Source organism: Streptomyces canus (genome assembly GCF_001514145.1).
Classification (GTDB): Bacteria; Actinomycetota; Actinomycetes; order Streptomycetales; family Streptomycetaceae; genus Streptomyces; species Streptomyces canus.
Map to the genome: position 1 here is coordinate 39,640 of NZ_KQ948681.1, position 13,635 is coordinate 53,274.

A 13,635-nucleotide genomic window follows, 5' to 3' on the forward strand; every position below is an offset into this window, starting at 1 on the left:
ATCGGGTGCGGTCAGGACGGCCAGGGGGCAAGCAGCGTCAAGTCGTTCGTCTCGGCACGACGCTGGTCGACGGCCTCAGCGGCCGTGATTCGGTCGGCGTGCCAGCGGTCTGCCGTGTGTCCGCTGGGGCGCCGGCAGCGTCGGCCCGGCTCGGCCCGGCAGCGAAGGCAGGGCAGCGAGCCCGGGCAGGTGTATCCGTCGACGAGGGAGTCGCAGGTGGGGCAGCGGCCGCTGCGCAGGGGCCGGCCGGCCCGGTCGACGAGGACGTTGGCGAGGAGCAGCTGCTGGTATTCGCGAAGGTAGACAGGTGCCGGCACCGGCTGGGTGACGGATACCTCGTCGGCCTCACGCGGGGACATCGGGTCCCTTCCTCCTCTGGTAGTGGGCGGCCAGGACCCGGGAGGCGAGGACGGCGGGCGGTTCGGTGTAGGTCAGCATGTCGTCGCCGACGGAGGATTCGACGACGTCGAACAGGCCCCAGCGCTGGGCGCCACGCTTCAAGGACTTGTGCAGAGCCGTCGTGTCGGTCAGCAGGATGCGCCCGGGACTTCCGGTCGCCGTCGCCAGTCTCGGCACGCTGATGCCGCCCGCGTTCGTACCTGCGGCGAGAGCTGCGTACGAAAGGCACGCGTACGCCACCGCGGCATCGGGAGCTCTGCGCCCGGCCTGCCGGTTCACCGACAGTTCGTGGCTGCGATCGCGTCGGTTGAAGTCAGCCTGCGGCGCGCTCCCCAGGACCCCGAGATCGCGGAACGGATTGGTCAGGACGTCTTCGATACTGGCCCGCGGCTGGTCGGGGGAAGCAACGGTCGGCGCGTACATGGTGACCAGGCACGAGATGTCCCGGGCGACCGTGCTGTCGGCGGGCACCCGCCAGCCGGCGTCCTCCGCGGCCCGGCGTACCAGCTCGCGCAACTCGGCCCGGGTGTAGCGGAACCGCCCGGGCTGCGCGATCAGGAAGTGCCAGGTGGGCACGGCGCACGGCACGGCGCTCAGCAGCCACCAGTGGAGCACCCAGTAGGTGGCGACGTCCTCCATATAGGGATCGGCGCCGTCTTCGTCGAGCAGCCAACGCCCCCGTGCGGTCGGCTCCAGCGCACGGCCGTCAGAGGACGCGACGAGGCCGAAGGCCTGCGCCCAGAAGCGCATTGCCCCGACCTGGCTGGCGCCGACGCCGAGCGTGATGTGGATGTCGGGACGCTGGAACGCCAGCGGGTCGGCCCGGAGGGCTTCATGGACTTTCAACAGCCATCCGTAGCGCGGCGGATAGCCGTGGTGCTGTCCGAAGGCGGGAACACAACCGGAGAAGTCGGCGAGAGGGGAGCGGGACATGACAAGGTCCTCCTCAGCAGGGGAGAGGCGCCGGTCAGCGGGACCGGGTGAACATGCGAGGGCCAGAGGGCCAGACGATCGTCACGTCCAGCTCGTGCAGCAGATCGACCAGGTCCGGGCTCGGAAGAGCGGGCAGTAGCACCAGACGGGTGGGGACCGGGGTGAAGAAGCGCGCGACGAGCAGGACTTCGCCCAGCGCACCCAGGACGGTGTTCGCCGCCTCGGAGCCTCGCGCCACCACAACTTCGTGGCGGGTGACGTCGAACAGGTCGACACTGAGCACATCGTCCTCTGCGATCTGAATCAGATAGCCGGCCACCTCCGCCTCGTGCGACGCGCGGATGAAGTCGTCGTATCCGACCAGCAGCTCATTCACTACGCGCCGTTGGGGACTTACCGCATGCGGGCCCACCCTGCGGATGAGCTCGGTCCTGGGGGCGCCGCGATGAAGGCGGTTTCCGGGCGAGGAGGCGGAAGACATCGTTCTCTCTCCGATGGTGGGAGGGGTAAGAGGGGTGCTGCGCTTCCGCACTGCCCCCGCCCGTGCCGACGCGGGGGCGGTGCGGCACTCCGGGTCAGTCCTTGGCCAGGGCGTCCTTCCCGACGGAACGAGCGAAGTCGACGGTCTCCTCCCTGAAGGCGCGGCGCGCGACCTGGGCGACGGCGCCAGCGATGTGGGCGCAGTCCTCGGCGAGGGTGGAACCGGCAGACGCGCCGTCGAGGGTGGTCACGTACTCGCCCTGTTCGTCGTAGAGCGAGGCGCCCCACACGTCGTCGTGCTGCGAAGCCGGCCGGTCGGCGTGCTCTCCGGACGAGATCAGGAAGTGCGGTCCCTCGTAGGTCTCCTCCTCGGAGGCCTCCTGAGTGAGCGAGACGGCCAGCGAGGTGAACCCGCCTTCTCCGCCGTCGTAGGCGGAGAAGCCGTACACGGCGAGAGCGGCGCGCAGCGCATCTCCCTCACTGTGCGGGAGGGCAATGTCGGTGGGAACCAGCTCGATACGCAAAGCGGGCGCAGCGACGTACAGCCGGCCGTGGGCGTCCCGCAGGACGTACGTCTGCTCCTGGCGGGACCATGCCGTGAGGATCGAGCGGGCCCGGGTGCGGCTCACGGTGCCGTTGTACGTCTCATGCCAGAACGGATCCGGGCTGTCGGAGTTGGGCCTGAGTACGGTGATCGTGTAGCCCGGGGCATCAACGATCTTCTTGGCGAAGGGGAAGAGCAGGGCGACGGGCATGGGCTCGCCCGTACCGATGGCCGGACGGTCCAGCCAGGCCCGCTCCCGTGTCACGGACTCGTGGGCGATGAGGGCGGCGGCGAGGAGCGCTGAAGCGTACTGGTGCTCGCGTTCGAGACGCAGGCCCGCTTCGGCGAGTTCGGCGCGTTCGTCCTCCTTTCCCTCGGCCGGCGGGTAGCAGGCGCTGTACTTGGCCTGCTTGTCCTGCTGTGCGCGGTTGTGGTCGAGCGCCTGATCCACCTGCTGCACGCGCAGCTGGGCGTCGCGGACCTCGGCGCTGGTCGCTTCCGCGGCTTCGTCGAGCAGGATGCGCTGGGTCTGGGTGCGGGCCATCTGGGCGAGGCGGCCGGGAGTGGTCATGGGTTGCTCCGTTTTCTGACAGGGCGGCGCTACAGGAAGGCGCGGCCGGAGAGTTGAGACCGAGAACGAGGTCCGGGCAATGCCGCGGAGCGGGCTTCCTGCGCCCGAGCGGGAGCGCCAGCAGGACGCATCGTGTCGCGGACCGTTTCGGCTGGGCTGAGCTTGATCCGGAAAGCGGTTCCGGGACCGTGAGCTCAGCCGCTCAGGATGCCGGGCGGGTGGATTGCGGGCAGTCAGTCCGAGGCGAGGGTGAGGGTAATGATCTTGGCTAGCTTGGTGACCGGCTCGTCGTCGAGAGTGAAGGACACCCTGCCGAAGGCGGCTTGCGCGGTGCCCCGATCGCGGTCGTCAGGGTGGACGATTGCGAAATCGGAGTCTTCCGCGTTCAGCTCCTCGTAGCTGGGCCAGGGCTCGGCGTGGCACGACTCGCAGTCCTCACCGTGGCCGCAGCCTTCCTGGTCGTGTACCCAGGTGCGGACGCGCTCGTACGCTTCCGGGGTTACCTGGATCAGCCGCATGCGGGCTCGGTCGCCGTGGCTCGTAGAGAGGATGTCGGCGGTCAATCGACCAGCCGTAAGACGACACCAGACACCGGAGTGGGCCTCGGGCAAGTGGATCGTGCCCTCGGTACCGATGGCCTGCGCGAGGACCGTGGCAGCAGCGTACGCGGCGGCGCGGCTCGCGGCTTTGGCAGCGTCGACTGCCATCTGCAGAGCGGACATGCCGTTGGCCTTCATAAGGTCGGGTACTGAGGCGCGGTGCATGGCGTTCCCATCTGTTGACGCTGACGGAGTGCGGGGGACCCACTGGAACGATCAGGGCCGACGACGGGATGCAGTAGCCGGTACTGCGAGCGGGCCTCGGTGCCGTCCCAGAAGGTGTGTGGCCAGAGCGGGTTCTTGATCAGGTGAGTTTGGGGCTCATGGAAGGCTGTGCTCCTGCGGCGAGGGCGCGCAGCTCGGCTTCTGACATGGGCTCGGCGGAGGAGGAGGCGAGGACCCAGCCGCGTACGGCGGCGCTCTGATCCGGGTAGCGCGAGCGGACGACGAGCGTGCCGCCGCCGGTCGCCATGGCGAGGGCGATCAGCTTCGCGGCTCTCTTCTGCCGCTCCCGCCGGAACCCTTCGGCGGATTCGGCTGGTACCCCGGCCTCCAGCCGGAGGGCGTCTGCCTGTTCGGTCACCCGGTGCGAGTTGATGTCCGCCGTGACCGTCGCGGTGTGGGCGCCGGGACCGGCCGCGTCGTAGGCGGCATCGAGGAGCGCGAGCGCCTTGTCCTCGACAGTGACGATCTTGATCAGGTGGTCGGGAATGCCGCAGTAGGCGGCGTAGTCGCGGGCGGCACGGAGCGCCCCGTCCGCAGTCCGGTATCCGGCCGTGACCGGCGTTCCCTCGCTGTTGAACGCGACGAACCCGCCCGAGCCGCTGGTGACGCCCCGGTGGAAGCCGCCGTCGATGCGCGCGGTCAGCTTCGGGTACTGGGCGCTCGTCAGGTGGTAGACGCCGACGTTCTCCAAATCGGCGTCCGGCGTGAGCAGGAACTCGACCTCTTCGTCTGCGGGAATCGGGGGCGTCGCCCAGACGCCCATGTTGGTACGGCGGACGTCGGTGAACCCCGCCGCTTCCAGACAGGCGGCGATGCCGTCGACGAGCGCGTCCCAGCGCTTGCCGGGCCCGGCCGACTTGGGCCGCCACGTGTGGCACTTCTGCGGGCTGTCCATGGACAGCTGCACCGAGGCACGACCGTTCGCCCCGCCGTGCGCCACGAACACCGCGTGACCGCCCGGCGCGAGGTCGTCGGTGTCGGGGAAGTCCTCGACGGGCAGCGCCTCACGGGCGGCCCGCACGTACCAGGCGGGCGCTCCCTCGTGGTAGCGGGGCTGGGCGGTGACGCTGGCCTTGACCGGCATGGGCTTTCCTTCGAGACGTAAGGGGGAGGGGCCCGGCCCCGCTAAGGGCCGGGCAACTACGGGCGGGTCAGCGCTGGTCCGCACCGGCCGTGCTGTCGGGTGCGGGCTGGTAGACGTCGCACGCGGGGAAGTTCCGCTTGAGGTCCGGGCCGCGTCGCCGAGTGGCCTTGCGGGAGCACTTCAGGCGGGGCGGGCCGTCGTCGACCTGGCGGGAGGTCAGGAAGGCGCAGTCGCCGCACTGGAAGTCGCGTGCGAGCGGGCGGAGCGTGGCCGGGTGCACGCCTCGGTCGAAGTGCTGGCGTATCGCGCCCCGGCCAGCGGCGGCGTCGGGAACGGCGGTCCAACCCGGTGTCTGGTTCATCAGCGTGTGGCCCTTCGTGGAGAACGGGTGTGCGGTGGCGCCGTGCGCGCCGCCCTCGCAACACACCCCACAGTACACACCAAAAAAGAATTAAGCAATCCTCTAGTTGTTGGTGGGGTGCTCGGCCAAGGTGTTGCGGCGAGCGATCGCACGGTCCCGCTCCTCGCGGGCCTGGGCGAGGCCGGAATCGCGGGTAAGGGCGTCTGCGCAGGCGATCAACACACCGTCGCCGAGCCCCCAGAGCAGGGAGTTGGCCGCGAGAACGGCGGCGCTCAACGGGTCGATCTCGACTCCGACCCACTCGCGGGCCGCGGGGTCCTTGCCCTGCCACCGCAGGTGTGCGGCCTGCGCGCGCCACATGTTGCCGCTGCCCGCCGCCGGCTCGCCGATCTGCTGGTCGCCCGGAGCGCCGACATTCAGCATGTCGGCGCCGAAGTCCACGATCACGTCCGGCGTGTGGAACGCGCCGCGGGCGGACTTCGACTCACGCCCGCGCAGCCTCTGCATGAGCCGCCCGAGGAGATCTGTCGCCAGGCGGCGGTCGGGGTCGGCTCCGAGTTCGAGAAGACCGTCACGGAACAGCAGGTGGACCAGCTCGGTCACCTCCGCCGCCGTCTGATCGGACACGGAATCGAGCCACAGGTGCAGCAGGCCCGCCCGTTCCACGAGGAAGGGGTGCCTGAACCACAGGTGCGTCCACATGTGCCGCATCGTCGTGACGAGTTGCGCCGGCCGCAGGGAAGCGATCAGCCGGGCTGCTTCTGGGGCTCCGGGATCGGCGTGGGGCAGCAGCGCGACCGTCGCGACGGTCCCCAACGGGATCTCCAGCCCGGATGCGGACGGCCAGACGGCGACGACGGTGTCGATGATCCGGCGCGCGTGTTCGTCCGCCTCCGGGAGGAACGCCTTGCGGGCGTGGGCCGATGGCAGCCACGAGACTTCGTCGAACGGGATGCCTTCCGGGTGCTCGCCGGGCTGCTGTTGTGACGGCATCGGGGATCTCCTTCTCGTGTTGTTGGGAGCTCAAGTCGATCGTCCGCGCGGCCGGCTTCGGCGTGGCGCTGGCGCCGGCTCCTGGAGTGCGCCCTGCGGGCAGCCGTACGCCGTGGCGGACCGTCTTGTCCGGGTGCGGATGGCGCGGGCCGCCGCGCGACGTGGTCAAAATACATTGACAGAAAGAATTAGACAATTGATTGGTTAAGGGGTGCCGTGTTCACGGCGGTAGGCCTCTGCCCCGCGGAACCGATCCAGAGCAAGCCGGAAGTGCACCTCTTCCTCAATCGCCCGCCACACCAGGCCCTGTGAGGGGTCGTCGGGAAGGTGAGGTTCGCCCTGGTTGCCGCGGATCACGGTGACGGTGTCGCTGTGCGGCCGTCGGGCCTGATGGAGCATGATCACCGTGGGCGTGCCATGGCCTGGGATGTAGCAGCCGGACGTATCGATGATCCACTGCGCGTCCCACTGGGGCAGGTAGGCCTCCACGAACCGGCGCCCGTACTCCCTCTTCATCCAGGCGTTCGTGGTCAGTTGAGCGATGCGCCCGGTCTCGGGCACCGCGAGCTCGAACATGAGCTGGCAAAACGGCAGCGCCAGCGAGAACTTGCCCGTGGCCACCTGCGGGTAGGCGGCCCGGATCCGGTCGCGCACGCCGGCGTCCGACATGGTGATGTAGGGCGGGTTGCCGACGACGGCGTGGTAGGAGCCTCGGCGCAGCAGCGGCTCGGTGGTGTCGAGGAGCGAGTCCGCGCAAGCCACCTGCACAGGCCAGGACGCCGGGACCTGGTCGATGCGCCGGCCCAGGATCGAGGCGGTGGCAGCCAGCAGGCGGTAGCGGGCCAGCACGGCTGCGTACGGATCGAGGTCAACCCCGCAGACGGCCTCAAGGGCACGCTCGACCGACCGCACCGTCGGTACATGCCCCGTCGGCGCCCGGCCGTAGGGACGGTGTGTACGGACAGAGTGGAACGCGGACATCAGGATGTGCCCGGTGCCGCAGGACGGATCGATCATCCGCACATGGTCGGGCCCGGCCTCCTCGATTCCCGGCGTGAGCGCGAGCTCCAGCAGCAGCTCGGCGATCCACGGAGGTGTCTGGCATAGGGCACGTGTTTTACGCGCTTCGGCGGACAGCGCCTGATAGCCATCACCGAGGACATACCCGTCGACACGGGGGCCCTCGTCTGACGCCGGGTGCCGCGCCCAGAAGTCCGCGGTGCGCTCCCACGCGGCCGAGCTCACCGTGCTCGCCCACACGGGGACGACCTGCGGGTCGGCGAGCGCCTCGAGCGCCGGATGGGCGTCGGCGAGGACTCCCAGTGCCTTGCGGGTGCCGTCCGGGCTGGAGGCGAAGGCGATGTCGTCTCCGAGCAGACCGTGCTGCCGGGCGTGCTGAACGAGGGCGATGGTGTGTGCCCAGGACACCGCGGCGCGGGGGACGACATCGCGGCCCAGGTCCTGGACCAGGCGCTCGTAGTCGCGGGCGGACGGGACAGGGGACATGACGGGTTCTCCGATCGATGGTCGACCGGGGTTGTCCGGGCCGGGACGTCGTTCCGGCCCGGGCAACCCGGGGGTGGTTCAGGAGCTGGGAGGAGGCGTGGGGCCGTTGTCCGGCTGGTGTTCGCAGAGCAGGGCGACGATCCGGGAGGCCGACACGGCGGCAGCCGACTTCAGGCGCTGGCCGGAGGAGAGGTGCCACCGGCGGTGGGGCGCTCCGCCGGGCACCAGGTGGTTGGGCAGTGCCGAGGCGGTCCACTCCGCGCCGCCCGGATCGGTGAGGCGGTAGGACGCGGACGCCGGCTGATCCCATGAGCCCTGCAGCTCGAAGGGGATCCCGGCCTGGGCGAGTGCCGCTTCGAGGGCCTGGTGGCGAACGTTCGTCCAAGCGGCGGGGGTTCGGTCGTGCGGATTCATATGCGGGGCTCTTTCTGGGGATTCGGCTTGTCGGTGGTTCGGGGCCGCGTGGGCGAGGATCAGTTGTTCGTTGTGGCGCTGGTCGCGACGGAGCGGCCCAGTTCGGTCAGATAGGGGCGGCGCGGTGGGCGCCCGACGCCGGTGTCGCCGTCGTCCGGATAGCTGTTGCCGTCGTCGTCCAGGAAGTGCACGAGACGGAATTTCGCGAGCTTGGCGTAGGTCTGCCAGGCGACCTTGGACGGGAGCAGCCCGTCCGGCTCCGCGCTGGTGAGAGCCCTTCGCTGAGAATCGCTGAGCAGCGCGAGGAAGCCGGTGTGGGTGATGACGTACCGCCGGGCGCCCGGCACGTCCCCGCCAGCCGACGCGTACGTGCCCCCTGCGGAACCGGCGTAGGGGTGCCGCCTTCCAGCCGCGCTCTGGTCCGTTGCGCTGGGTTGCCCGGCCGACTCCTGGGCTGGGATCAGGCCCTCGGGTGCGGGCCGTGCGAAGCCGTTGGACAGGGTCTGTTGGAGGACGTCCTCGCGGATGCGGATCGGCAGGAGACCCTGCGGATGTTCGGCGGCCGCGGTCAGATGTCGGCCGGCGGCGCCGGCGAGCTGTGAAGACATGAGGGATTCCCTTTCATCCGGGGAGCGGGTCGGCCGCGCCGGCAGACGCGGCGGCGATGACCTACGGGAGCTAGTCGGCGATCAGCTCGTCGAGCACGTCAGCGAGGGGAGGAAGGGCGGCCGCGTCCTGGACCCGCAGTTCGGGGCACGAGAAGGGTCAGCGCAGCTTCAGCCGGTCACAGAAGTGCCGTCCGACGTAGCCTTCCGGAACTCGGGCTCCGGCCCGCCATGCGTCGGTGAGGACGGCGTTCAGGGTGCGCTTGTCGTCGTCGGCGTGCGGGCCCAGATGCGGGCGGGTGACCCGCTTGGGGAGCCTGGAGAGCGGCCATTCGCCGATCCGGTGGGGCGGGAAGACGGTCCTTCCCCGCCTGATGGGGCCCTCGTGCCGGTGCCCCTTGGCGGTGTGGACGGAGCCGATGCGGGCGATCCCGCCGCCCGAATTCACCCTGACGTACGCGGCCTCGGGGTACAGCTCGGCGAGGAGCGCGCGGACGGTGCCGAGCACCGCCTCGGCGCTCTGTCGGGCTGCCGCACGAGCGGCATCCATCTCGCTGAGGGCATCGGTCTGCACGTCGTCCACGGTCGGGTTCTCCGTTCGCTGCGGGAGTCCTGGGGCCACCGGCAGCAAGTCGTTGGTGATGGTCGGAAGCTCATCGGGGGCGAGGGCCCACGTCGAGACCCGGTGACATCACGCTACACCCATAAAAAGAATTAAACAATCTCACTTGTGGAGATAGTGAGTGCCCCGCCTTGTGCGGCCGCGGGCTTGTACCCGTAGTGGATGAGCAAGGCCTTACACAGCGATCGGACACCGCCCTCCTCCCAGGGGCCGGGGCGTTGCCCGGACTCGGGCAACCCGGCGGGCGCCTGCCAGGACACGCTGACCTCGGGTCCGTGTGCCCCGACGGTGACACCGCTGTCTGCCGACTCGTTTCCGCCGGCCGTACGGACGTGGCGGGCGAGCATGCGCTGGATGTCACCTGCGAGTTCACGGGCCGCCGAGGTGCCCTCGCGCAGGGACTGAGTGAGCCGCTGGGTCTCCTGGTCGCTGATGGGGTGGAACACCATGCTGCCGGCTGCCCCGCCGAGAATCACGACGGTGTCCTGCTCGCCGTGAAGCACCTTGGCCTTCCCGGCCGTGACGGCGAGTCTGCGAAGGTCGGCACCGGTCAGGGGCTGCCGCTGCCCATGAGTGGGGCCGGCATGGCCGATGGCGAGAGCGCGGTAGTGCTCGGCGCGCACGACGGCCTGGGCGTGGCGGGCGTCCTCAAGCCGACTGGCAAGTTCGTTCCTTCCGGGTCCGGTCGACGCCGCGTACGCGTCCAGACGCCGCACGACCTCCTCGGCTAAGCCCGCCTGGAGGCCGGGGCCGGCGTGCTCGCATTCCGCCTCCGCGGAACGGCAGATCCAGTCGATCACCTGCGGCAGGTACGGAGCGCGGAACGGCCGCGCAACCGCCAGGGCGAGCAATTCCTCGGCGGTCGTCACGGACGTGGCGAGAATCGGCATAACGGGCTCCGGAAGCCTGCGCGCTGCGGTGGCCATCAGGGGGTACCCAGCGCGACGACAATGTCGGTTGAGGCGTGCGGGTCAGCGAGAGATGAGGTGCCGAGCGTCGATCAGCTCCCCGCCCGAGATCTTCTCCAGACTGGTCCATCGGGCACATAGCGCCATCACGTCCTCGGAGCCGTCTGAAAGCCGGACGCGGACCGGGTCGTGGGCGAAAGTCCGGGCGAGAAAGAAAGTGCTCGCGCGCTCCTCGGAGATCAGGGGCGAAGTCGGCTCGGCGGTGCTGGTCTTTCGGTATCGGGCGTTCGGTGAGAGCAGGAACGGGCACCCCGCGACTGGGTGGGTGGCGGCGAAAAGCGCGCACTCGACGCACATCGGGGGATCCACGGTCAGGTGGCTCTCCACCACCTGCGGCCCTCCGATCACCGCCCTGACCAGCTGAAGAGGACGGCTGCAGATCCCGCAGAGCTGCTCGATGATGGCCTTGGCCCTCCGGGAACCGTCGAGGTCGGAGAAGTCCGGGACCCCGTCGTCGCCGATGGAGGTGACGAAGGTGATCGGATAGCCGCGGCGGTCCCTGGGAAGCGCGGCGATCTGTGGCGGCAGCTGCGCGGCCAAACGGCGTGCGATGGCGTCCGTGTCGGGGGCCATGGAACAACTCCTTCAGGTACGAGGACGAGAGGCGTGAGCAGGGCCGCGCCCAGCAACTGCCGGTCGCAGGCGGGGAGGACGGAGGGGGTGTCCGGGGGCAGGGAGATCCTCAGGCCGGCAACTGCGGCGCGCGCTCGGCCAGCCACACTGGGGCGGGCAGACGCTCAGGGTCGTGCGGGACGGCGAGGAAGAACTCCAGGACTCCCAGGTACGGGGCGAACGGGTGCCCGAAGGGGAACGTGGAGCGCCGCAGTGCGCGCTCGTCCGTCATGTCCGTGATCCGGTCCTCCGCCAGGGCGTACGACTGGGTGAGCGCGACTTCTGTACGTTCGCCGTTCGCGTGCAGTACCGGGCACACCTTCAGAGCGTAGGCGGCGCAGAGTTCATGGAGCGGCGGCTCCAGGTAGTACCGGGCGTTGGTCTCGCCGATGAAGACCAGCTGGGCCGTGGGATCGATGGACCGAGTGCACAGGCCGCACTTCCGCTGGAGCATGAACTCCCGCTGCCGTACTGGACATTGCTCACCGAACTTCGGTGTACCGCGCCCTGGCGTGCACTGGCAGGTGAGGTGCCCGCCCCACTCGTGGTCCTGGGCAACGAGGAGCGAACCGTCGTCGTCGGCCTCGTACCAGGCGATATTGCCGGGAACTGGACGCCCGGCACTGTTGCGGGGGAGTCGGGCGACATCAAAAGGCATGGGGATGCTGCGCCACGAGGGCGTCATCGGTCACTCCAGTGAGGAATCAGAGGGCTGGAAAGGGCATTCGGGGCCAACGGGGCCCTGAGAGCGGGCTGTTGACGCCGTCAGTGATGGGAACGGTGCAAGGCGGAGCGCGGCTGGTGGTGCTCCTGCCTCGCGCATCCCGTCGCGGCCGCTTGCCGCAACAAGGGACACGATACACATGGAAAAATAGTTAAGCAATATTGACGGGCTGGCTTCGGCATGTCAGGCTGTTAACACGAAGCCGGGATTCCAGCAGTTCAGGGCGGCGCGGGCCAAGCCCGCCCCCTTACACCCCGGCCACCGACGCTCGCACCTACCGCGAGCCCACGGCCCAGCAGCTCTCCACATCCAGCCGTACCCCCTGGCGCACTCGCCGGCCCCCTCGTGAGGAGACCCGTATGTCCCGTGTCCGTCCCGCCCACCACACCGAGCCCCTCTGGACGCTGGCTCCGCGTCTTGACGCGCTGAGCACCGACCGGGCCGCCGGTGTCCTCCTAGGCGCGGCAGTGGGCGACGCCCTCGGCGTGCCTTACGAGTTCAAACCCCGCCTCCGCGACGACCAGCAGCCACGGATGATCGGCGGCGGCCTCGGCCCTTACGCCCCCGGCGAGTACTCCGACGACACGCAGATGCACACGTGCATCGCCGAAGTCGCGGCCACCGGACGGGACTTGCGCGATGCGGAAGCGCTCGACGCGATCGCCGCCAACTTCCTCGGCTGGATCAGCGGCGGCGCGAGCGACGTCGGATCCCAGACCCGGTCCGTCCTCCGCGCCGCTCGCCAGGGCCAGGGAGCCCCCGGGGCCGCCATGCTGGAGGCCTCGCGCCGCTTCACCGCCACCCACGCCCGCAGCGCCGGAAACGGCAGCCTCATGCGCACGGGCATCGTGGCCCTGGCGTACCTCGACGACCCCCAAGCCATGGCGGAGGCTGCCGCGACCGTCAGCGAACTCACTCACGCCGACCCGGACTGCCTCGACGCCTGTGTCCTGTGGTGCTCCGGCATCCGCGCGGCCGTGCTGCACGGCACCTTCGACGGCGTCCGGGAAGGGCTGGAACTCCTGCCCGAGGACCGGCGGCGGATGTGGGCGGCCCGGCTGGACGAGGCGGAGGCCAACCCGCCGCATCACTTCACCCACAACGGCTGGGTGGTGCACGCCCTCCAGGCCGCATGGTCCGCGATCACCCGCACCGCCGTCCCCGAACTGAGTCCTACCGATGGCAGCTTCCCGGCCGAGCACTTCCGCCTCGCCCTGGAGGCGGCCGTGCGGGCCGGGACCGACACGGACACCGTGGCCGCGATCGCGGGGGCGCTGCTCGGCGCCCGGTGGGGCTGCTCGGCGATCCCGCTGGAGTGGCAGCAGGCCGTCAACGGCTGGCCCCACAACACCGCACCCGATCTCGTCCGGCTTGCCGTCCTCACTGCCCAGGATGGCCAGGAAGACTCCGACGGCTGGCCCTTGGCGCCGCGCGTGCCCGCCCCGCCCGCTTCCCGCCGGGCCCGGGCCGTGCTGCATCCGGACGACCCGGGCCTGTGGCTCGGCAACCTGGCTGTGACCGCCTACGAGGGCCCCGCTCCGGTGGACGCCGTGGTGTCCCTGTGCCGGGTCGGCACCGGCCCGATCCTCATGGACACGGACGTCGAGCACCACCGTGTATGGCTGGTCGACAAGGACGGCCAGAACGCCAACCTCCACTACGCCATGGACCAGGCGGCCCGGGAGGTTCTGAGACTGCGCCGTGAGGGCAAGCGTGTGCTGCTGCACTGCGTGGCGGGCGAGAGCCGCACTCCCGCCATCGCGGCGATCTACAGCTTCCTGGCGTACGGCACCGATCCGGGCGCGGCGCTGCACGACCTTCACCGCAAGATGCGAGGACGGTGGCGGCTTCCGGCGCACGTGGAGATGTACGACGCGGTGTACGAACTGACCACCGGCGACGTCCCGCCGCACAAGCCGCGAAAGAGGTCCTGGAGGTCCATGGTGGCGCCCTGGACTTCGTGATCCGGAGTCAGCACAGCGGTGCGGGCCTGCC

The 13,635-nt window shown here is 70.0% G+C and carries 16 protein-coding genes; 1 reads left to right on the forward strand and 15 read right to left on the reverse strand.

Annotated features, from left to right (window positions below; all coding sequences use genetic code 11):
- Positions 1-11: 11 nt before the first annotated feature.
- The 15 genes from AQJ46_RS46750 to AQJ46_RS55810 form a co-directional block, all read right to left on the reverse strand.
- On the reverse strand, positions 12-359 hold the full coding sequence (locus tag AQJ46_RS46750; RefSeq protein ID WP_059211447.1) for a hypothetical protein: 348 nt from the start codon (positions 357-359) through the stop codon (positions 12-14).
- The gene (locus AQJ46_RS46755) at positions 346-1,332 is read right to left on the reverse strand and encodes a DUF4007 family protein (RefSeq protein WP_059211448.1); all 987 of its coding nucleotides are present in this window, start codon (positions 1,330-1,332) and stop codon (positions 346-348) included. The genes AQJ46_RS46750 and AQJ46_RS46755 overlap by 14 nt, the downstream gene beginning before the upstream one ends.
- A 34-nt stretch (positions 1,333-1,366) precedes the next feature.
- Positions 1,367-1,708, reverse strand: coding sequence for a hypothetical protein (locus AQJ46_RS46760; protein WP_059211449.1), 342 nt, complete (start codon positions 1,706-1,708; stop codon positions 1,367-1,369).
- Positions 1,709-1,907: 199 nt separating this feature from the next.
- Entirely contained in the window at positions 1,908-2,927 is a 1,020-nt protein-coding gene (locus tag AQJ46_RS46765; protein ID WP_059211450.1) for a hypothetical protein, read from the reverse strand.
- A 233-nt stretch (positions 2,928-3,160) separates the two neighbouring features.
- Entirely contained in the window at positions 3,161-3,649 is a 489-nt protein-coding gene (locus AQJ46_RS46770; RefSeq protein WP_159064197.1) for a hypothetical protein, read from the reverse strand.
- A gap of 181 nt (positions 3,650-3,830) precedes the next feature.
- Entirely contained in the window at positions 3,831-4,835 is a 1,005-nt protein-coding gene (locus AQJ46_RS46775) for a hypothetical protein (protein WP_059211452.1), read from the reverse strand.
- A 67-nt stretch (positions 4,836-4,902) separates the two neighbouring features.
- Positions 4,903-5,196, reverse strand: a complete 294-nt coding sequence (locus AQJ46_RS46780) for a hypothetical protein (RefSeq protein WP_063803945.1) — start codon at positions 5,194-5,196, stop codon at positions 4,903-4,905.
- Positions 5,197-5,298: 102 nt separating this feature from the next.
- Positions 5,299-6,189, reverse strand: coding sequence for an N-6 DNA methylase (locus AQJ46_RS54940; protein ID WP_059211454.1), 891 nt, complete (start codon positions 6,187-6,189; stop codon positions 5,299-5,301).
- Positions 6,190-6,393: 204 nt separating this feature from the next.
- A complete protein-coding gene (locus AQJ46_RS46790; protein ID WP_059211455.1) occupies positions 6,394-7,695 on the reverse strand; it encodes an Eco57I restriction-modification methylase domain-containing protein in 1,302 nt (433 codons plus the stop codon).
- A gap of 78 nt (positions 7,696-7,773) precedes the next feature.
- Positions 7,774-8,109, reverse strand: coding sequence for a hypothetical protein (locus tag AQJ46_RS46795; RefSeq protein WP_059211456.1), 336 nt, complete (start codon positions 8,107-8,109; stop codon positions 7,774-7,776).
- 59 nt (positions 8,110-8,168) lie between these two features.
- Positions 8,169-8,717: a hypothetical protein gene (locus AQJ46_RS46800; protein WP_059211457.1), complete on the reverse strand. Its 549-nt coding sequence runs from the start codon at positions 8,715-8,717 to the stop codon at positions 8,169-8,171.
- A gap of 157 nt (positions 8,718-8,874) precedes the next feature.
- Positions 8,875-9,297, reverse strand: a complete 423-nt coding sequence (locus AQJ46_RS46805) for a hypothetical protein (protein ID WP_059211458.1) — start codon at positions 9,295-9,297, stop codon at positions 8,875-8,877.
- 131 nt (positions 9,298-9,428) lie between these two features.
- Positions 9,429-10,226, reverse strand: coding sequence for a hypothetical protein (locus AQJ46_RS46810; RefSeq protein WP_059211459.1), 798 nt, complete (start codon positions 10,224-10,226; stop codon positions 9,429-9,431).
- Positions 10,227-10,307: 81 nt separating this feature from the next.
- A complete protein-coding gene (locus AQJ46_RS46815) occupies positions 10,308-10,877 on the reverse strand; it encodes a hypothetical protein (protein WP_059211460.1) in 570 nt (189 codons plus the stop codon).
- A 109-nt stretch (positions 10,878-10,986) separates the two neighbouring features.
- Complete coding sequence (locus AQJ46_RS55810; protein WP_159064198.1) at positions 10,987-11,601, reverse strand: hypothetical protein; 615 nt, start codon at positions 11,599-11,601, stop codon at positions 10,987-10,989.
- A 398-nt stretch (positions 11,602-11,999) separates the two neighbouring features.
- Here AQJ46_RS55810 and AQJ46_RS46825 point away from each other — a divergent pair, with 398 nt between their 5' ends.
- Positions 12,000-13,604, forward strand: a complete 1,605-nt coding sequence (locus AQJ46_RS46825; protein WP_107117476.1) for an ADP-ribosylglycohydrolase family protein — start codon at positions 12,000-12,002, stop codon at positions 13,602-13,604.
- Positions 13,605-13,635: the final 31 nt, after the last annotated feature.

Excerpts from the sequence above, each read along its gene's own strand:
- AQJ46_RS46750 (WP_059211447.1), bottom strand. The coding sequence starts at position 359 with ATGTCCCCGCGTGAGGCCGACGAGGTATCCGTCACCCAGCCGGTGCCG.
- AQJ46_RS46755 (WP_059211448.1), bottom strand. The coding sequence starts at position 1,332 with ATGTCCCGCTCCCCTCTCGCCGACTTCTCCGGTTGTGTTCCCGCCTTC.
- AQJ46_RS46765 (WP_059211450.1), bottom strand. The coding sequence starts at position 2,927 with ATGACCACTCCCGGCCGCCTCGCCCAGATGGCCCGCACCCAGACCCAG.
- AQJ46_RS46770 (WP_159064197.1), bottom strand. The coding sequence starts at position 3,649 with ATGTCCGCTCTGCAGATGGCAGTCGACGCTGCCAAAGCCGCGAGCCGC.
- AQJ46_RS46775 (WP_059211452.1), bottom strand. The coding sequence starts at position 4,835 with ATGCCGGTCAAGGCCAGCGTCACCGCCCAGCCCCGCTACCACGAGGGA.
- AQJ46_RS46780 (WP_063803945.1), bottom strand. The coding sequence starts at position 5,196 with ATGAACCAGACACCGGGTTGGACCGCCGTTCCCGACGCCGCCGCTGGC.
- AQJ46_RS54940 (WP_059211454.1), bottom strand. The coding sequence starts at position 6,189 with ATGCCGTCACAACAGCAGCCCGGCGAGCACCCGGAAGGCATCCCGTTC.
- AQJ46_RS46790 (WP_059211455.1), bottom strand. The coding sequence starts at position 7,695 with ATGTCCCCTGTCCCGTCCGCCCGCGACTACGAGCGCCTGGTCCAGGAC.
- AQJ46_RS46795 (WP_059211456.1), bottom strand. The coding sequence starts at position 8,109 with ATGAATCCGCACGACCGAACCCCCGCCGCTTGGACGAACGTTCGCCAC.
- AQJ46_RS46800 (WP_059211457.1), bottom strand. The coding sequence starts at position 8,717 with ATGTCTTCACAGCTCGCCGGCGCCGCCGGCCGACATCTGACCGCGGCC.
- AQJ46_RS46810 (WP_059211459.1), bottom strand. The coding sequence starts at position 10,226 with ATGCCGATTCTCGCCACGTCCGTGACGACCGCCGAGGAATTGCTCGCC.
- AQJ46_RS46815 (WP_059211460.1), bottom strand. The coding sequence starts at position 10,877 with ATGGCCCCCGACACGGACGCCATCGCACGCCGTTTGGCCGCGCAGCTG.
- AQJ46_RS55810 (WP_159064198.1), bottom strand. The coding sequence starts at position 11,601 with ATGACGCCCTCGTGGCGCAGCATCCCCATGCCTTTTGATGTCGCCCGA.
- AQJ46_RS46825 (WP_107117476.1), top strand. The coding sequence starts at position 12,000 with ATGTCCCGTGTCCGTCCCGCCCACCACACCGAGCCCCTCTGGACGCTG.